General features: G+C 60.7%; 17 protein-coding genes and 2 pseudogenes. 11 read left to right on the top strand and 8 right to left on the bottom strand.

Features of this window, described 5'->3' with window-relative positions; genetic code table 11:
- Positions 1-2: 2 nt before the first annotated feature.
- On the bottom strand, positions 3-5,084 hold the full coding sequence (locus IPJ87_15905) for a hypothetical protein (protein ID MBK7943331.1): 5,082 nt from the start codon (positions 5,082-5,084) through the stop codon (positions 3-5).
- A gap of 154 nt (positions 5,085-5,238) precedes the next feature.
- Between IPJ87_15905 and IPJ87_15900 the strand changes: the two are divergent.
- Positions 5,239-5,427 (top strand): annotated as a pseudogene (locus IPJ87_15900) (hypothetical protein).
- Positions 5,428-5,464: 37 nt separating this feature from the next.
- On the opposite strand, the gene IPJ87_15895 reads toward IPJ87_15900, so the two are convergent.
- Complete coding sequence (locus tag IPJ87_15895) at positions 5,465-6,331, bottom strand: AraC family transcriptional regulator (GenBank protein ID MBK7943330.1); 867 nt, start codon at positions 6,329-6,331, stop codon at positions 5,465-5,467.
- A 123-nt stretch (positions 6,332-6,454) separates the two neighbouring features.
- Between IPJ87_15895 and IPJ87_15890 the strand changes: the two genes are divergently transcribed.
- Both IPJ87_15890 and IPJ87_15885 read left to right on the top strand, forming a co-directional pair.
- Positions 6,455-7,159, top strand: a complete 705-nt coding sequence (locus IPJ87_15890) for a hypothetical protein (GenBank protein MBK7943329.1) — start codon at positions 6,455-6,457, stop codon at positions 7,157-7,159.
- Between the two features lie 8 nt (positions 7,160-7,167).
- Positions 7,168-8,148, top strand: coding sequence for a c-type cytochrome (locus IPJ87_15885; GenBank protein ID MBK7943328.1), 981 nt, complete (start codon positions 7,168-7,170; stop codon positions 8,146-8,148).
- A 33-nt stretch (positions 8,149-8,181) separates the two neighbouring features.
- On the opposite strand, the gene IPJ87_15880 is transcribed toward IPJ87_15885, so the two are convergent.
- Positions 8,182-8,733: a cupin domain-containing protein gene (locus IPJ87_15880; GenBank protein MBK7943327.1), complete on the bottom strand. Its 552-nt coding sequence runs from the start codon at positions 8,731-8,733 to the stop codon at positions 8,182-8,184.
- A gap of 29 nt (positions 8,734-8,762) precedes the next feature.
- Here IPJ87_15880 and IPJ87_15875 point away from each other — a divergent pair, with 29 nt between their 5' ends.
- From IPJ87_15875 to IPJ87_15865, 3 genes and pseudogenes are all read left to right on the top strand, one after another.
- The gene (locus tag IPJ87_15875) at positions 8,763-9,359 is read left to right on the top strand and encodes a TetR/AcrR family transcriptional regulator (protein ID MBK7943326.1); all 597 of its coding nucleotides are present in this window, start codon (positions 8,763-8,765) and stop codon (positions 9,357-9,359) included.
- Positions 9,360-9,423: 64 nt separating this feature from the next.
- A pseudogene (locus tag IPJ87_15870) lies at positions 9,424-9,603 on the top strand (4-hydroxyphenylpyruvate dioxygenase).
- 34 nt (positions 9,604-9,637) lie between these two features.
- Positions 9,638-9,910 (top strand): hypothetical protein, encoded by a 273-nt coding sequence (locus tag IPJ87_15865; GenBank protein MBK7943325.1) that lies wholly within the window; start codon positions 9,638-9,640, stop codon positions 9,908-9,910.
- A gap of 150 nt (positions 9,911-10,060) precedes the next feature.
- On the opposite strand, the gene IPJ87_15860 is transcribed toward IPJ87_15865, so the two are convergent.
- Positions 10,061-10,480 (bottom strand): DUF4345 family protein, encoded by a 420-nt coding sequence (locus IPJ87_15860; GenBank protein ID MBK7943324.1) that lies wholly within the window; start codon positions 10,478-10,480, stop codon positions 10,061-10,063.
- Between the two features lie 407 nt (positions 10,481-10,887).
- Between IPJ87_15860 and IPJ87_15855 the strand changes: the two genes are divergently transcribed.
- The 3 genes from IPJ87_15855 to IPJ87_15845 all read left to right on the top strand — a co-directional run bounded on the left by IPJ87_15855 (position 10,888) and on the right by IPJ87_15845 (position 12,830).
- On the top strand, positions 10,888-11,466 hold the full coding sequence (locus IPJ87_15855) for a Crp/Fnr family transcriptional regulator (GenBank protein ID MBK7943323.1): 579 nt from the start codon (positions 10,888-10,890) through the stop codon (positions 11,464-11,466).
- Between the two features lie 179 nt (positions 11,467-11,645).
- Positions 11,646-12,296 carry an MBL fold metallo-hydrolase gene (locus IPJ87_15850; GenBank protein ID MBK7943322.1) on the top strand — a complete coding sequence of 217 codons (651 nt, stop codon included), beginning with the start codon at positions 11,646-11,648 and terminating at the stop codon, positions 12,294-12,296.
- A 276-nt stretch (positions 12,297-12,572) separates the two neighbouring features.
- Positions 12,573-12,830, top strand: coding sequence for a hypothetical protein (locus IPJ87_15845; GenBank protein MBK7943321.1), 258 nt, complete (start codon positions 12,573-12,575; stop codon positions 12,828-12,830).
- A gap of 688 nt (positions 12,831-13,518) precedes the next feature.
- Here IPJ87_15845 and IPJ87_15840 read toward each other — a convergent pair.
- The 3 genes from IPJ87_15840 to IPJ87_15830 all read right to left on the bottom strand — a co-directional run bounded on the left by IPJ87_15840 (position 13,519) and on the right by IPJ87_15830 (position 14,973).
- Positions 13,519-14,079 (bottom strand): IS3 family transposase, encoded by a 561-nt coding sequence (locus IPJ87_15840; protein ID MBK7943320.1) that lies wholly within the window; start codon positions 14,077-14,079, stop codon positions 13,519-13,521.
- Positions 14,079-14,360 carry a transposase gene (locus IPJ87_15835; protein ID MBK7943319.1) on the bottom strand — a complete coding sequence of 94 codons (282 nt, stop codon included), beginning with the start codon at positions 14,358-14,360 and terminating at the stop codon, positions 14,079-14,081. Before IPJ87_15835 ends, IPJ87_15840 begins: the two co-directional genes overlap by 1 nt.
- Positions 14,361-14,592: 232 nt before the next feature.
- On the bottom strand, positions 14,593-14,973 hold the full coding sequence (locus IPJ87_15830; GenBank protein ID MBK7943318.1) for a low affinity iron permease family protein: 381 nt from the start codon (positions 14,971-14,973) through the stop codon (positions 14,593-14,595).
- A gap of 67 nt (positions 14,974-15,040) precedes the next feature.
- On the opposite strand from IPJ87_15830, the gene IPJ87_15825 reads away from it, so the two are divergent.
- Positions 15,041-15,925: a polyphosphate kinase 2 family protein gene (locus tag IPJ87_15825; GenBank protein ID MBK7943317.1), complete on the top strand. Its 885-nt coding sequence runs from the start codon at positions 15,041-15,043 to the stop codon at positions 15,923-15,925.
- Positions 15,926-15,934: 9 nt separating this feature from the next.
- Here the strand turns inward: IPJ87_15825 and IPJ87_15820 are convergent, their stop codons facing one another.
- Positions 15,935-16,696: a hypothetical protein gene (locus IPJ87_15820; protein MBK7943316.1), complete on the bottom strand. Its 762-nt coding sequence runs from the start codon at positions 16,694-16,696 to the stop codon at positions 15,935-15,937.
- A 124-nt stretch (positions 16,697-16,820) separates the two neighbouring features.
- Here IPJ87_15820 and aspS point away from each other — a divergent pair, with 124 nt between their 5' ends.
- On the top strand, positions 16,821-18,572 hold the full coding sequence (gene aspS, locus IPJ87_15815; GenBank protein MBK7943315.1) for an aspartate--tRNA ligase: 1,752 nt from the start codon (positions 16,821-16,823) through the stop codon (positions 18,570-18,572).
- Positions 18,573-18,576: the final 4 nt, after the last annotated feature.

Below are 18,576 nucleotides of genomic sequence, written 5' to 3'. Positions count from 1 at the left end.
GTTCAGCGCTGAATGATCATTTTGGTTTGAGCAACACCATGTCCATCCAAGAGCACTTCCGCCAGATACAAGCCTGGGGCAAGACCATCGGTCTTCAAAGATACCAGGCTCGGGCCAGCGTTGAGCCGCTTGACCTGTAAGACGCGGCCATGCACGTCCAACACACGCAACTCGGCTTCTTCTACGCCCTCTGGTACTTCCACGACAGCGAAGACCGGCCCGCTACTAGGGTTCGGGAAGACCTCCAAGGTTAGACCCGTGTCCCATACGATTGCGTTCGCGTTCGCGCGCTGGCCCATGCTCTTTGATCCTTCACCAGGTAGGATGATAATCTCCTCAGGAAGGTCTGTGCCCAAGGCGTGCAACCAAGCATTCGCCTGTGCACTTCCAAGCACATCGCGTTGTGCGGCCAGTTGTGCCAACCAACCGACGTCCACGCTGGTGGTATCGTCCCATCCCGCGTTCTGCTCAACTTGGGCGTAACGCTTCAACAGGTCGTAGAGCTCCGGGCATTCGCCACTGAGGGCCTCGTTCTGCGCCAGCACCTCCAAGGCGTTGAAATGTCCTTTGGCGGCCAGCACACCACTTTCCACCAGGATGCTATTCCATGCAGGTAATTCCCCATGGATCAGCAGCAGGCTGTCCAAGTAAGGGTCGATGGTCAAACTGTCCAACCAGGTCATGCGCCCCAGGTCGGCTAGGGCCTCGCTTTTAGCGCCGCCATGAATGGCCATGGCGCTCTGCAACAGGCTCAGGATGTTCACTTCGCCAGTCTGCGCGCTGTACACAAGGTTGGCGTAAGATTCAGGCAGGGCGAAGTATTCCACCATCTGCAGCACTTCGCCCTGGAGCGGACTGTTGCTCAGCAGGGCCTGGGTGATGTGCCAAGCGTTCATGGCGGGATCTCGCTCGAAGGCTGCTTTCCACACGTCCACGCTTACCTTGGGCGCAACGCTTTGCAGGGCATTGCGCAGCTGGGCGCTGCTGTGCGCCGGGTCGCTCACATAACCCAGCAGACTGTAGGTGTCGCCGTCATCCTTGGTGGTGGCGTAGGCATCCTTGCTGTCGCCATATTCATCGTGCTCTTCTTCTGCGGCTAGGCGCTTCACCACATGTCCGCCGCTTTCTAAACGACTAGGGCAAATAAGTGAACGGCTCGGAGGCCAGAAAACGATTTGTGGATTGGGGAGCAAATAATTCGGATCACGATAATCAGGCCGCGAGCGATTTCCCATAGTTGGTGCATGATGGAAATACTCCACAAAGGTGCTCAGGTCCTCCACGTACCAATCCTCTTCGGGGTACCCGGTGCCGTCGTGTAACAGGCTGAAGCGGTTGCCTGCGGGATTCTTCCACTCAGTTTGGTCGAAGGGGTTGAAGATCGCCGTGCCTTGTGTCCCCTGCACCCGCACCCAATTCCCTGTCAAGGCCACATCGAAGGCATTGACTTCGGCAAGGCCGTACTCGTTGCACTTGACCTCCAGGCCGATGGTCTCGTCAGAGGTGGCGTTCTTGCCTTCGATGATGGTGCCGGTATAGAGGTTCTCGAAGGTGTTGTTGTAGAAAGTGTTGTAGTAGGGTCCGCTGTCCTTGATCACCAGGCCCACCTTCTTGTTCAGTCCACCGGGCTGGGTGGTGAGGAAGGCGTTCTCCTGGATACTGTACCCGGTACATTGGTCGCTATAGACACCATACACCGCGCCGACAATGCCTGGCGTAATGGGCTCGGGCACCTCGAAGGCGTTGCGGTGGATGGCCGCGTCCTGGATGCCCTCCATGCGGATGCCATAGTTGGTGCCCGTAAAGGTGGCATCGCTTACGCTGAAGGTGCGGCTGGGGTCGAAGGTGGTGGCCAGGATGCCGCGGTGCAGATTGGTGAATGCACTGGACGTGGTGTTCGCAGGTGGGCATGGGGCGCCGTAGGGAAGAATGACATTGCAATCATTGCCCACAATGAAACTGCTGTTCATGGAGTGGATGCCCGTGCCCTGCTCGAACGGCAGATCATAGGTGCTGCCTAAGATGGCGTTGCTAAAGTCGCAACCATGGAAGCGGATCCCCCTGTTCAGCACCATCGCCACATGATCTTTGGGATACAGCCATGGGTCATTCAGATCCCCCAGAGTGCGGAACGAACAACGTACGAAGGAACTTCGGTTCGATAGCACAGTCGTGGTACCGTCTTGTCGGTTCTCGAACGGACGGAATACCACGTCGTATCGGTTGTTGAGGAACTTCGCGTCCGTTGCATTGATGTAGCCGCCAGTGGATTCCTTGATGATCGGCCCTAGCGGGTCCGCATTGGATCCCTTTGCGAGAAGTACGCCAGTTAACGCATTTTCGATCCGAGCCTGCCCTCGCATGCGCAAAACACCTTGGTTCGACGGGGTTTGCTGAGCGAAGTAGTTACCATGAACTTGAACACCATCCCACATGGCCTCGCACGAGTTGGTTAGCACCCCGCCGTCAACGACCACCATCGCACCGGGGTCGATGATCAGTCGGCCACCCGCTGGAAAATGTACCGTGCCGGTGATCGTCAATGTGGCACCGTTGAGTACGCGCACCTGTCCATGTACATAGGTTTCGCCTGCCCAGGTCTCGCCGCTGGATACCGATCGCGTATGGGCCAGTGGCCTGGTCCGCGGCAGGAGGTCGGCTTCCCAAACCCCTCGACCGAACGTCGCTGCTGTGAGCGTGCCTTTGCATTGGTTGATCCGCAGTTCAACGGTCCTTACATTGGGGATATCGCCATACTTCGCCCAGCAGGTCATTGAGTTATCCTTGTAATACACACCGGCATCGGTCGCGATGTATAACAAGTCATCGGTACCGGATTGATAAACGATCCCGTTGACGGGTAGATTCGCCAGCGATCCATCCGGATCAGCATTCATCCATGTTGCCCCACCATCCTCCGTCCAATAGACTTTTACATCCGGGTCATAGCCGGTGAACGACAGCCAAACTCGATCCGCATCGGCCGGATCGATAGCGATTCCTGTGATTATCGGTTTTACAAGGCTGCCGAAGTTCATATTCGGCAGGCTCGCGGTGATGTCTACAAAGCGGTCTACCGCGTAGTCGCCATTGTTCCCTCCGGTTGTCGAACGCATCAGGTTCGGCTCCACCTGGAAAATACCATTCGGTCCATTGTCCAAGCCGCCTTGCGTGGCGTAGATGACGTTGGGATCACTCTCAGCTATAGCGAACTCAGTGAGTTGCCTGATCCATTGGGGGGATAGCCCCGGAGCCTTGCTTACATCGGATTGCAGGGTCCATACGTTTGACGGTGTGTTCGCGTCGGCTGGAGATACGGGCACCTTCTTGATGCGTTCATACAGTTCCGTGAAGCCGACCCATGGGTTGGCTAGATCCGGATGTTCGACTACTTGGAAGGTCTTTGGCTTCCATGCCCGATTTGGCGCTTCTATTGGATCGATGGGGAGGTAGGAATTCTCGTCGGTCCTGGTGTTGGCGATATAGTCGAAACGCTGGATGTTGGCTGTGTTCTCCAAAAAAACAAGATGGCGCTCCTTCTTGTTGAGTACCTGAGCACCATAACCATCACCACCGCCCACATTCTCCCATGAGTGCTGCCCTCCAACGGGTCTGTAGATGTCCGCTCCGGTGTCCTGGCTCCCGATGACCACCACGCTCTTGTCGATGTCGGACGCCCCGTAACTCCAGATCGTCTTCACGGCCAGCCCGTTGTTTCGCCATTGCCAGTCATTCGTCTGGCTAAGCGTTCCGGTGATGGTCTTGATACTGACACCACCGTCATGTCCCGCTAATAATTGGGGAGAAGGCACGTTCGGCTGAAATGCGAGCGCATGGATGTCCGCGTGGCAATTACTACCGCTATAGGTCGATTCCCAATCGAAGTTCAGCACTGAGATATCGCGATCCCCTACGACACGAGTGTGCCCGAAATAAACGGCATTCGCATCAACCGGTGACACTGCGATCGGAATCCAAGCCGGGGAAATTTGTGTAAACGGACTGGTCGTTTCACGATAGTGTAACTGGATCCATGAACCTCCATCGAACATGTAGATATAACAGACCTGATTCCCTCCATTTCCGATGTCCGAACCTTCGATGTATGCATAAAGGTTCATTGTTGCGGCTGGCGTAACCGCTATGTTAATACGATTCACCTGCAAGTCAGGGAGAGAACCTATCTCCAACCCGGTGCCCGGACCTGTCATGCTCTGCCATGTGGCTCCTGCATCATTCGAGCGGTATATGTCCTTCCCACTCGCGTAGATGGTCGAAGACTGCCCAGGTTTAAACTCCAAACCACGGATGTCAATCGATGTGGGGTCGATACCCGTACTTGAATTCTCCCATACAGGGGTGGTCGAAAGGGCATCAGCACACTTGTACACCCCCAGTGAGGTTGCTACATACAACAATTCAGGATCGCTCGGGTCGGAGATGATCCTACGAGTAACTCCCCCGTTTGCAAAGTCGGAGAGAAAACCATCATTGATAGCCTCCCAAGTCGCACCTCGATCACGAGACCGATAGATGCCGATGGTGAAGATCGGATTGACACCTGCAGTGTTCGCTTGCCAAGCCTGGTCAATACCGCCATCAGCGTTCCCTGTGCCAATGAACAGGTCATCACTGTTGAGGTTGCTGATCGCCACATCGGAAACACTCGCTAGCGGCAAGTGGTCGGTGTTGACCACGCTCCAGGACATAGCATCATCATCACTGCGCCACAAGCCGCCGAAAGCCGAGGTCGCATAGACGGTCATATTGCTCGACCCGTTGTACTGTGGCTCGAAAGTGATCCGATGTATCTGGCCGACACCGATCGCTCCTTGCGTATGTGAGCCGCTCTGGGGCTGGCCAACTGGGCCGAGCAATTCCCAGGTCACATCTGCCGGTGGGCACTCATTAGCCCGTGCGTCCATTGAACCGACTGATTCGACGATGGCATTAGCGGCGAAGCGGAAATCACCATGAGGCCAAAGTCGCGGACCCCATTCCAGCAAGGCCCGATCGAACAGTTTGTCATAACCGGTCCTGCTAACCGAATCGATAACGGGATGCGCTATGTAATGGTCGGCCATACGATCATAGAAAGGTCGACCCGTGTTCGATTGAGCGTGCAGTGGGACGTAAACGCAAGCCAACAGGACAGTAAGTGGAGAAAGTCGGTTCATGGCGAACGGGGGCTTTGGTTCTGTGAAGTTATCCTCTTTATCACAACGTGCAATGCTGATCCAAGGAAATGCTATTCGGTAGTCTCTCTTCACCAAGCCGGTGCTGGACCGCCGACGATGTTCTTTGAGATCATCCAGCGCAAGGGCGCCAAGAGCTTCGGCAAGCGTCTTCGTCCCGATCCATCGGGAGGCAACTTCAAGGCGCTGTTCGAGGCGATGGCGGGAGCAGGAGAACAGGGGGACGCTCTAGAAAATACCGCTGTTACTGAGGTAAGTGCGACGCGCGCTCAGATGTACATGCGCCGCATGGGGTCATCCTCATTGCGATGAGCGTCGAAGCTGCGTCCAAGCTCAGTGCGATGCATGCAAGCCATGTATTCGGTGGGCGCCAGACCGGTGAACGAACGGAAGGCATTGATGAAGTGTGCCTGATCGTAGTAGCCCGCATCCAACGCGATGGTCGACCAATCGGGTGCTTCACCTTGCTGGTCCATGGCCTCGAACGTGGATTGGAAGCGCACCAACTGGATGAAGAGGCTCGGCTCCACACCGCACGCATCCTGGAACCGGCGCAGGAATTGCCGTCGGCTCAAGGAACGCGCATCGGCCAGCTCCTGCACGCGCACACGCCCCTTTCCTTCCATGATGGCCTTGACACTGTGCACGACGGCCTCATCCAAGGCGGGCCGTCGCAGTTTGCTGAGCAGAAAGCGCTCGATGCGCTGCAGTCGTGCGCTTCCATCTGATGCGGTCCGTACGGCATGGTCCAGTTCCCCCGTCCCGGTGAAGACCTTGTCCAGTTCCACGTTGCGATCAATGATGGGTCGCAGGGGCTTCTCGAAGAAAGGCTGCAGTCCCCACGGATGAAAACCTGCCATGACCACCCCCAGGCGACCTGGATTCGAGTATTCAACGGTGCGCGTGGTGTACCCGGTGATCGCATGGTCCGGGCTGGGCTTCAAGCCCCCACCCATCACGCGCTCGAACGACGGACCACCGAAGGAGAAGACCATCTGCGCATGCGGAACCGGGAGAACGTTCACCCGGTGTGGCCCTGAATCGTCCGCGGGCGGCGCGGCCTCCACCTCAAAGAAGTAGGCGATGTAAGGCGACAGAAGCGTTGATGGCCGTGAGAAGACCGGCTGCAGCGACATGCTGGAAAAATAGTGCGATCGGACCCGACGGTCGGCGCTTTGGAAGAATGGGACACGGGCATGGCACAAGCTTCCAATACCTGCACTCGTCGTCGCTCGTGCTTTGCCCGACAAAAGACCCGCATGACCAAACTCAGCTACACCCGCCTGGCCGGATGGTGCGCCATCCTCGCGGCCCCCATCGCTCTGCTCAGTTTCTTCCTCGGCCCCATCGCCTACCACTGGGACTTCGATGCGATGTTCGATCCCCTGCGCGCCATCGCACACCCGAACGTGAACGCCACGCTTGTGCGCTGGAGTTGGGTGCTCGACATCGTGGGTTACTACTGGCTGTTGCTGCCTGCCTCGGTATTGCTCACGGACCTCGCTTCCATGAGCCGTCCACTGCATGCACAGCTTGCCGCCAGGGCCGGTTATGGCTACATGCTGACAGGTTCGATCGGTGCCGCCATCCTTGCCGGCACCACGGATCTCTTCGCCGCTTACGCACATGGCAACGAGGCCACGCGCGTGGCGGTGAGCACCACATACAGTGCGTTGTTCGGCCTGGTCTATGTCGGCTTGTGGAACACGCTGTGCATGTCCTTGCTGGCTGTGTGGTTGTGGATGTCCGGATCCGCCCTCCGCGGATCGCACCGCGGGCTCGGGCTGTTCGCCATGGCGCTGGGCGTGTGTGCTTTCCTTGATGTGTTCGGCCTGCTCATCGATCTGGAAGCCATCAGCATGTTCGGGCTGTTCGCCTACCTCTTCCTCTTTCCCGTGTGGAGCGCCTGGTTGGGCATTTGGCTGCTCCGCGGTAGGGTCCATGTCACTTCACACATCAATTGAACAGCATCATGAAACGCGTTCTCCGCACCCTCGGCATCTTCCTGGTCGTGAGCGTTGTAGTCATGGTCGGCGCCATCACCTACATCACGCAAGCACTACCGGACATCGATGCTCCCGTCGACCTGAAGGTGGAGGCAACGGCCGCACGCATTGAACGCGGCGCATACCTGGCCAATAGCGTTTGTGCCTGCATGGATTGTCACAGCACGCGCGACTGGTCGAAGCTCAGCGGGCCATTGATCCCGGGATCCTTGGGTGCTGGCGGTGAGCGATTCGATGAAAAGCTCGGCTTCCCGGGCACCTTCATCAGCCCGAACGTTACTCCCTTCGCACTGGCCGAATGGAGCGATGGAGAACTGTACCGGGCCATCACCAGCGGTGTGAGCAAGAATGGCCGGGCACTGTTCCCGGTAATGCCCTACCTGAACTATGGGAGCATGGATCCGGAAGATGTGTACAGCATCATCGCCTACTTGCGCAGCCTGCCCGCGGTGGAAAGCAGCCCGGCCCCCAGCGAGCCCGCTTTCCCCATGAACATCATCATCCACACCATGCCAGCGGTGGGAACAGCAGGCGCACGGCCCGATGGCTCCGACCCGGTGGCCCTCGGCCGCTACATCGCCAACGCCGCCGGCTGTGCGGAGTGCCATACGCGCAGCGAGAAAGGGCAAAAGGTGGGGCCTGAATTCGCCGGCGGCTTCGAGTTCCGCCTCCCCTCCGGCTCGGTGCTGCGATCGCCGAACATCACGCCGAGCGAGAAGGGGGGAATAGGCACGTGGTCGCGCGAGCAGTTCATCAAACGGTTCAACGAGGCGGCGGACAGCGCCTACGTACCACCCTTGGTGGACGCGAGTAAAGGCGATTTCCAGACCGTGATGCCCTGGATGATGTACGCCGGAATGACCGGATCGGACCTCGGTGCGCTGTATGACTACCTGCGCACTGTGGAGCCGGTGGATGCCACTGTGGAGCGATGGTCGCCACACTGAACCAGCGCGACACGAACGGCAGCTCGTTGCTGATCACTTCACTGGCTCCGGCGCATCCGCGTACTTCTTGTGCTTGCCCGCCAGCTTGCCGAAGAAGACAGTGATCGGGAAGATCACCTTCTTCACGAAGCCTGGGATCTCCGTCATGTCGAACTCGCTCGCATAGCGGCTGCTGAGCCAGGCGCCATCGAATTCCTTGGGCCGCTTGCCGCCGTTCTCCTTCGTGCTCCTGAAAATCTCCGTGAGGAAGTACTCCACGTTATGCGCGGGCTTGATCCAACCTTTGCAACGAAGCGGCTCATTGCCCGCCGCCCAGAACTTGTGCGCCACGCCAGCCTTGAACGTCACCGTTTCACCAGGACCATGCTCTGTTGGTTCCTGTCCTTGCACCTGAACGCCGATGCGGCCGCTCACCACGGTCAAGCTCTCGGCCTGCTTGAAGTGAAGGTGCATGGGCGGGCCGGAGCCCGGCTGCACGCGATTCTCCACTTCAAGCCATTCGCCCTCGCGGTCCTTCACCAAGCGCACGAAGGTGAGTTGCTCGCCGTGGCCGTTCTCGATGGTGTGGGGGTAGGTGTACCGCATGTGCTTAGATTTGGACACTGTCCAAATATATGGCGAAGCGGAGGATCACTGTCAAGGGTGAGGACAAGCGCGAGCGGATCCTGGCCAAGGCGCTCCAATTGTTCAACAAGCACGGCGTGGAACATGTGGCGGTGCGCGACATCGCGCGGGCGCTGGGCATGCGACCGGGGCATATCACCTACTACTTCCCCGATAAGGAGTCGCTCGTGCTGGAACTCGGCCTGGGCCTGCGCGCGCTGAATGATGGCGTGGTGCCCGATGGCAGCGTCACATCGCTGGAGGACTTCTTCGAGCGCTTCGAGCGGATCCTGCGCAACCACATTGCCTACCGCAGCTTGCTGCTGAGCATGGCGCGACTGCTCTCGCAACTGCCCAAGGTGAAAGCGCAATACCGGGCAACCCAGGAGAAGCGTCAGGCTGCCCTGCGCGCGTGCTTCCGATCGCTGGTAGCCGCGGGCGAGTTGCGCGCGCTCTCGATCGCGGAAGAGGACTACCTCATCTCCTGCTGCAGCCTGGTCTCGCGCGGGTGGATCCCCGAAACGCTGGCCGCAGGACACGATCTAGAGGAACGGGTCCCGCACTACAACGCATTGGTGCGCAAGTTGATCGAGCCGTTCGAGGCATGAGGCCGTACCGATCACCGCACCTGCCGCTGGCAAGAAGAACCGCCAGGTCGAGGATGTGGTCGAGCTGTTGGACCGCGACGACGAGGGCTACCTGCTGCAGCTGTTCACCAAGCCGGTGCTGGACCGCCCCACGATGTTCTTCGAGATCATCCAGCGCAAGGGCGCCAAGAGCTTCGGCAAGGGCAACTTCAAGGCGTTGTTCGAGGCGATCGAGCGGGAGCAGGAGAACCGGGGGACGCTCTGAGGACGACATAGCAGGACAAACTATCTTTGCCTGCATGAACGGTTCAACGGAAGTCAGGACAACGCGGCCTTGGCTGCTTATCCTCGCCTTGGTCGGGGCGCTGCTGGCCTTTGGTATCGACCTGCTCGACGGCCATTCGAGCAAATCGGTCGGTACCGCAGGTCTGTGCTTGGGATTATCGGGCCTGCTTGCGGTTCGTTCGACCGGTCGTACTTCGTTCAACTATCTGGCGGTTTCGGGCTTTGTCCTGTTCATCACTTCTGTGGTGTACCGCTTGTGCGTGCATCAAGGTTGGATCGGTGGTTAGGGTCTGCGGCAAGGCCAACTTCAAGGCGCTGTTCGAGGCGATCGAGCGGGAGCAGGAGAGCCGGGGGACGCTCTGAGGCGGACACGAAGCATGAATTGACAGAAGGGCGCTCCGATGGGGCGCCCTTCGTCGTTCCGCGGAGATCCAAGGTCAAGCGACCGCCAGTCCTCGGGGGCGGCGCACATGGAAGGCCAGCAGCACCAGCGCCAGCAGGCACAAGGTGCCCTCGATCACCAGCCACTGGCTCCCGAACGACCCCAACGCCCCTTCCATGCCGATGGTCATCAGCCGTGAAGCCGCGTACATGCCCCAAAAGAGCGCCATGAAGCCCAAGGCCGCCCTGCGGTCGGTGAACGCGAGGTACAGGAGCGCGCCGAGGATGCTGATGCCAACGCCGCCATATACACCCCGGATGGAACTGTAAGCGTCGGTATTGGAGAGCTTCACCCCCACCAGCGCCATCACCGCCTGGGGATCCTGGAACGCCATGAGGCTGACGGAGCCGATGCCGAGCACGCTGATGCCGATGAGGGACCAGGTGCCGATGGAAAGAAGTCTGTTCGATCGCATGGAGTTGTTGGTTCTGCACCACAAATCTGCCGTGGCAGCATGCGCCGGGCACTTGATGTGCATCAAGAAGCGCATCACGCGGCCCATGCCGGATGCGCATTGGGGCCCATGGTCCAGAGGATCGGCACCCTCCTCCTGCACGATCCGCTTTTTCGGATCTGCGACCATCGGATCGAAAGTCGGCGCTGCACAAGTCCGTCCAGAAGGCTCGCAAGCAGTGAGCTTCGGCCAGTGTCTTCGTCCCGATCCATCGGGAGGCGACTTCAAGGCGCTGTTCGAGGCGATGGCGGGAGCAGGAGAACCGCGGGACACTGTAACCGAATTCATTCGGTCATCACGAAGGGCTCACATTGGCAGGTCCTTCGTTGCTTTGAGCCGGTTGCACGAACAATCTTCCACCCGAATCCATGGCGAACGATCGGGCCATAGCCACGCTCAAGCTCATCACGGGATTCACCGATGAAGAGCTGACCCTGGTCCTCAGCTATTTCAACCGTAAGCTCTTCAAGAAGCGGGATATCGTGATACCCGCAGGACAGGTCGCGGACGAGGTGTACTTCGTCGTGAAAGGCTGTCTGCGTCTGTACTACATGAAGGATGGCGTGGACCGCACGACCTACTTCTTCACCGAGCACATGTTCGCCGGCACGTACGACAGCTTCCTCTCACGACGGCCCAGCCTGATCGCCATGGAAGCCTTGGAGGACACTGAAGTGCTCGCACTCTCCCATGCATCGTTGCACGAACTGTATCAGCGGTTCCCCAAGATGAACGAGTTCGTGCGACGTTCCATCGAGGACCGGTTCGTCGGGCTGCATGACCTGTTCACGGCGTATCTCCTGAACAGTCCAGAGGAGCGTTACCTCGCGCTGCTGAAGGAACGCCCCGAGCTCATTCAGCGCGTGCCGCAGCACCACATCGCCTCGTTCATCGGTGTCACGCCCGTTTCCCTGAGCCGGATCAGAGCGAGGATCGCCCGACGCTGATTTCTTATCCATCGATATCGTTCCCCCGGAAGGGTCGGCGGGAGCTTTGTGCACTCGAAACCAGCACTGCGATGAAACGATATTGGAAGATCCTGCTCGGAGCCATCGGTGCATTGGCCGTCATCGTTGGGGTTGCGGTCGCTTGGTTCATGCACCGCTTCGGTGCTGAGACTTCGGTTATGACGCCTGCACCAACCGGTCATGTGGTGGACCATGTGTATGCTATCCAGGACGAGTTCGTGAACATGTACCTTGTCCAAGACGGCGGTCACTATGTCGCCATCGACGCGGGCAAGGACATCGACATCGTGCGGCGCGAGCTGGCAAAGCTCCAAGTGCCTGCCGACAGCGTAGTGGCCGTATTGCTCACCCACACGGACATGGACCATGTGGCTGCGTTGCCCTTGTTCCCTCACGCGGTGACCTATCTCGCCTCAGCCGAGGTGGACATGCTCACCGGCAAGCAGCAGAAGGTGCCCTTCTATAGCAACAGCATGCCCCGAGAGGATCACACCGTGCTCTCCGATGGTCAGGTCATAAGCCTCGGGAACGTGAAGGTCCAGTGCATCCTCACTCCGGGCCACACAAGCGGCTCCATGTGCTTCAAGGTCGATGAGAAGTACTTGTTCACTGGTGATATCCTGAGCCTGAAAGATGGGCAAGTGGGGCCCTCCGTGGAGTTCTTCGACATGGACCACGATGCCGCGATCCGTGCGATCTCGACCATCAAGGGCCTCGCGGGGGTGCAGTACTTGTTCACTGCGCATCATGGCTTCTCATCGGAGTTCTCGGCGGCGTTCCAAACTTGGGGTGCAGCGAAAGCGCTCTGACCGGACACCAGCATTCGTCCAGTGGAAAATGGCGCATAGGAACCACGCTCCACGAGGTACTTCGGGATCTACCGCGCAAGCGTCTTCTTCCCGCGATAGCGGTAGGCGCGAAGAGCTTCGGCAAGGGCAACTTCAAGGCGCTCTTCGAGGCGATCGAAAGGGAGCAGGAGAACCGGGGGATGCTTTGACCGTTGAATGTAGCCTTGCATATTTGAAGTCGGACTTCAGAAATACAAGGCAACTTCCTCCTAATTTCCTCCGCTCATTTGGCCCGAGGTGTTCTTCTGGCGCACGCAGGCCGGTGCAGAAGTGGATCTGCTCATCCGCAATGGCAACCAGCTCTTGCCCGTGGAGATCAAACTGGGCACGACCATCGACCCGCGCAGCCTTGCCGGATTGAAGCAATGCATGAGCGACCTCGGCTTGAAGCGTGGCTGGGTCGTGAATACCTCCGAGGAGCGGCGCATGCTCTCGCCGGGTATCGAGCAGATCCCGTGGTCGGCGGTCGTGGCCGGGGAGGTGAAGCTGTTCTGAGCAGCGCATCATGGCCCTGTTCGAGGCGATGGCAGGGGCAGGAGAACAGGGGGACGTTGTACGGGATACTGATTTCTTGAGCGAAGGGCGTCCAGTGGGCGCCCTTCGTCATTCGTGCAGGATGACCTTGCCCGAACCTACACGTGCGCCCGACCGGTGCAACGTGTATGTGTATGCACCCCAAGGGATCGATCGCATGGCCTCCGGACGATCGGGTAGGAACGATCGCCGGAGAACGAGCCTGCCGTCCATGGTATGAATGGCGACCTTGAAGTGGTCTACCCGATCAGGACAGGTCTAGGTCAAATGTAAGTGTGGTTGTTGGTGTCGAAATGAGGGGTCCAGGGGAGACTCATCACTCGTTGTTCTGTTGATATCTCAGGCTGCCACGCGGCAGCATGCTGCTGGTGTGCGGTAGCCGAGCGAGGAGTGCTTGCGCTTGTTGTTGTAGCGTTCGATGAAGCGGGCGCAGCTCTGGTAAAGTGCGATACCATCCATGGGCGGAGCCAGGTACAGGTGACCGTGCTTGAGCGTGCGCCAGAAGCGTTCGATGAAGACGTTGTCGATCGCGCGCCCCTTTCCGTCCATGCTGATAAGGACGCCTTCAGCCACGCCTCCTTTGCGGAACAAGGCCGTGTACGCCTCGCTGGTGAACTGGCAGCCTTGGTCGCTATTGATGATCTCGGGCTTACCGTGCATGGCGATCGCTTCGCTGATCATGCCCGTGACCCACTCGGCTTCCATGGTGTTGGAGATGCTCCAGTTGAGCAGGTAGCGGGTATGCACGTCGATCACCGCGACCATGTACATGAAGCCTCCCTTCACCGGCAGGCAAGTGATGTCCACGGCCCACACCTGGTTGCGCCGCTCGATCTTCAAGTCGCGCAGCAGGTAGGGGGTGCTTGTACTTGGCCGCATCGATCACGGTGGTGCGCGGCATGCAGTACACGGCCTTGATCCGCATCAGCCGCATGAGCCGCCGCACGCGGGCGCGCCCCACGGCAAAGCCATGGTCGGCCAGGTCCTTGGCCAGCATACGCGTGCCCTTGGCGGGGTCTTCCAGGTGGAGCAGGTCCATCAAACGCATGAGCTGCAGGTCCTCGTCAATGACTGGTCGTGGGGTGTAATAGAGCCCGCTCCGGTGGATCTCCAGCACAGCGCATTGCTTGCTGATGCTCAGTCCTCCCTGGTCCCCAGGCTTGGTCGCCAGTTCGCGGTCCACCAGCGTACGCCGCACATCCAAGGGCATCACAGCAGTTTTTTTTTGAGCCAGTTCACCGTCACGGTCAACTCACCGATCTGCTGGTGCAGCTGCGCCTTCTCCTGCTCATGGGCCTTGGCGTCCACCACTGGGCCATCACCGAACACCTGCTCGGCGCCCTCCAGGAACTCCTTCTTCCAAGCGGCTATCTGCGTGGGATGCAACCCATGGCGCTGGGCCAGTTCGCTCAATGTCTCGCGCTCTTTGAGCGCTTCCAGCACCACCTTCGTCTTGAAGGCGGGGCTATGCTTGCGGTAGGTCTTCTTCATGGTGCCGTTCAGAAATGTACTGACCGCCACCTGTCCTGATTCACCCTACCACCTCACGCTACTATGGCCTGGACGTGAAGGACCGGCTGGCTGAGGCGGGCTTCGCCGTGGAGGTGGTGCCTTTCGCCGAGCAGTACCCCGCGGCCGAGCAGTTCCGCATGGGCTGGTGACGGGTGGCGGGGCGATCTACTTCTGCCAACGCCCGGCCTGACCTCCTTCGGCCGACCGTCGACTACCCCTGGTCCCGCTCGCGGCGCGCCAGCTCCAGGTAGACCTGGCGGATCCGGTCCAGTTCGTCATCGTCCAGCTCCTCCAGGTCGAGCAGCGCGTTGTTGGCCTCGCGCTGCACCCGGATCAGCTCGTCGAGCTTGATCTGCAACGCCTCCGTGTCACGGTTCTGCGTGTTCTGGATCAGGAACACCATCAGGAAGGTGACGATGGTGGTGCCCGTGTTGATCACCAGCTGCCAGGTATCGCTGAAGCCGAACAGCGGTCCTGTGACGCCCCACACGACGATGACGAGCACGGCCAGCAGAAAGGTGAGCGGCCGGCCGGTGAAGGTGGAGATCCGCTTGGCGAAGCGGGTGAAGGGGCTGTTGATGCTGGCGGGCATGGTGGAGCGGTTGGCGGCGTGAAGATCGGCCGGAAGCGCCATCCGGTGCTGCGTAGCTTCACCGACCATGAAGCACCTGCTGAACGACCCGCGCCTGGTGGTGCAAGCCCCGGGCCGCTTCCGGCTGAAGGACCACGTGACCGACCTGCCCGAGGAGGCCGACAAGAAGGAACTGAAGGAGCGGCTCGAAAAGGACCGGGAGCGCATCAGCGAGCTCCAGGAGCTGCTGTACGCCGGCGGGCGAAATGCCCTGCTGCTCATCTTCCAGGCCATGGACGCCGCCGGCAAGGACTCGGCCATCCGCCACGTGATGAGCGGCGTGAACCCGCAGGGTGTGCGCGTGTGGAGCTTCAAGGCGCCCAGCAGCCTGGAGCGGAGCCACGACTTCCTCTGGCGCCACGCGCAGGCCGTGCCCGAGCGGGGGCACATCGGCATCCACAACCGCAGCCACTACGAGGAGGTGCTCGTGACGCGTGTCCACCCGGAATTCATCGTGGGGCAGAACATCCCGTCGGTGCGCAGCGTGAAGGACATCGACGAGGCCTTCTGGCGGGCGCGCTACGACGCGATCGCCGCGTGGGAAGCGCACCTGGCCGCCAGCGGCACCGTGATCATGAAGTTCTTCCTGCACATGAGCAAGGCCGTGCAGAGGAAGCGCTTCCTGGAGCGCATCGACGACCCGGAGAAGCACTGGAAGTTCAACCCCGGCGATGTGGCGGAGCGGGCCCATTGGGAGGACTACATGCACGCCTACGAACAGGCCATCGGCGCCACGGCCGCTCCGCACGCCCCGTGGTACATCATCCCGGCCGATGAGCAGTGGGAGAGCCGCGCCCTGGCGGGCCGCCTCATCCGCGAACGCCTGGAGGCCCTGGACCTGCGGCCACCCGTGGCGGACCCCAAGGCCTCCGAGGCCCTGCACGCCTGCCGGGCCGCCCTGTCGGCCGAGTGAGCGCACCGCTCACTCCCGCATCAGCCTGCGCACCATGCGCCGACCGGGCGTGCGCAGTTCCACCAGGAAAACGGCGGAGGAAGCCTCCGGCAGCTGCCAACTGCGCTCTCCCGAGCGGACCACGGTGCTGAAGAGCGAACGACCGGTCAGGTCCCAGGCCCTTAGCTCAGCACCGCCGAGGTCGGGCCCGCCGATCAGATGCAGGCGGTCCCCTTGGATCAGCAGGTCTCCCTCCTCCTGCGCAGCGCCTCCTGGTACCGACGTCGCCAGGCAACCATCCACGAAGCTGTCGAACTCCGCCAGCGTCATGCTCTCCGTGGCCCCAGCCGTAAGCAAGGGGCCCGAGACCACCCCGTTGGTGTAGTTGAGCCAATAGACCCCGCAGATCGAGAGATGATGGTCCGTGGGCGCCTCCAGGCTTGTGCCGCAGGATCCATTACCCATGAGGTCGCAGTCCTGGATGGCCCACAGCACTGTGTCCCCGTTGGGCACCCCGTCCACATAATGACGGCAAAGGAGGCCGCAATCGCCCCACACACGCACCACCGCGCCAGGCTGCAGGGTCCCGCTGAAGGTCTGCAGCACCCGCACATCCACCCCGTAGGCCACGCTGTTCTCCTTCACCGCCAGGATGATGTTGTCCGGTACCCACCACTGCGGTTCCGCGTAGGGCGGGTCCATCGTTTCGCAGAAGGTCTGCGGACCGAAGCAGGAACAGGCCAGGCCGAGCACCGGCGAGAGCAGGGCGGTCAGGAGCATTGCGTGACGCATGGGGGGATCGGTGTTGACCTTGAAGATGCGACACGGTAGGTGCCCCGCTGCCCGGAGCGTGGCGGATGGTTGATCCGGCCACGAGCGGCAGGGGCCGGTATCTTCGCGGCCCGCCTCCATCCCCATGTACCGCACCCACACCTGCGGCGAGCTCCGCCTCACCGACGCCGATACGACCGTGACCCTGGCCGGATGGGTCCAACGCACGCGTGCCCTGGGCGGCATGACCTTCGTGGACCTGCGCGACCGCTTCGGCATCACCCAGCTCAGCTTCAACACCGAACGCGACAAGGCCCTGTGCGAGCAGGCCAACACCCTGGGCCGTGAGTATGTCGTGCAGGCCTTCGGCATTGTGAAGGAGCGCGAGAGCAAGAACGCCCACCTCCCCACCGGCGAGATCGAGCTCGTGGTCACCGCGCTGAAGGTGCTGAACGCCGCCAGGACGCCACCCTTCACCATCGAGGAGGAGACCGATGGCGGCGATGAGCTCCGCGCCAAATACCGCTACCTGGACCTGCGCCGCGCCAGCATCCGCCGCAACTTCGAGCTGCGCCACCGCATGGCCATCGAGGTGCGCAACTACCTCAGCGCACAGCACTTCCTGGAGGTGGAGACGCCGGTGCTGATCAAGAGCACGCCCGAGGGCGCCCGCGATTTCGTGGTGCCCAGCCGTATGAACCCCGGCGAGTTCTACGCCCTGCCCCAGAGCCCGCAGACCTTCAAGCAGCTGCTGATGGTGGCCGGCTTCGACCGCTACTTCCAGCTCGTGAAGTGCTTCCGCGACGAGGACCTGCGCCAGGACCGCCAGCCCGAGTTCACGCAGATCGACTGCGAGATGGCCTTCGTGGAACAGGAGGACATCCTGAACACCTTCGAGGGCATGGCCAAGCACCTGTTCCAGGCCATCCACGGCGTCACCTTCGACGGCGCCTTCCCGCGCATGAGCTTCGACGAGGCCATGAAGGGCTACGGCTGCGACAAACCCGACCTGCGCTTCGGCATGCGGTTCCACGAGCTGAACGACCTGGTGCAGGGCAAAGGCTTCAAGGTGTTCGACGAGGCCGAGCTCGTGGTGGGCATCAACGCCGAAGGCTGCGCCGGCTGGAGCCGCAAGCAGACCGATGCGCTCATCGACTTCGTGAAGCGCCCGCAGATCGGCGCCACCGGCATCGTGTTCGTCAAGTGGACCGAGGAAGGGCTGAAGAGCACGGTGGACAAGTTCTTCACGTCGGAACAGCTGCAGGCCTGGGCCGCGCGCTTCGGCATGAAGCCCGGCGACCTCCTCTGCATCATGGCCAGCAAGGCGGACAAGACGCGCAAGCAGCTGAACGAACTGCGCCTCCACCTCGGCGACCAGCTCGGCCTGCGCGACCCCAAGGTGTTCAAGCCCCTGTGGGTGGTGGACTTCCCGCTGCTGGAGCAGGACGAGGAGAGTGGCCGCTGGCACGCCATGCACCACCCCTTCACCGCCCCGAAGCCGGAGGACGCGCAGAAGCTCTTCGACCAGAAGGACCTCGGCAGCGTGCGCGCGAACGCGTACGACCTGGTGATCAACGGCACCGAGATCGGCGGCGGCAGCATCCGCATCCACGACCGCACCATGCAGGAGGCCATGTTCCGCGTGCTCGGCTTCACCGACGAGGATGCGCGGTACAAGTTCGGCTTCCTGATGGACGCCTTCGAGTTCGGCGCTCCGCCGCACGGTGGCGCGGCCTTCGGCTTCGACCGCTGGGTGAGCCTCTTCGGCCACCGCACGGACATCCGCGAGTTCATCGCCTTCCCGAAGAACAACGCCGGCCGAGACGTGATGATCGACGCGCCGAGCCGCATCGATGAGATCCAATTGCAAGAGCTGGGGATCGCTGTGAAAGGCTGAGGCC

The sequence above is a fragment of the Flavobacteriales bacterium genome, from assembly GCA_016713875.1.
Classification (GTDB): Bacteria; Bacteroidota; Bacteroidia; order Flavobacteriales_F; family PHOS-HE28; genus PHOS-HE28.
This window is presented reverse-complemented; position numbering and strand designations above follow the sequence as displayed.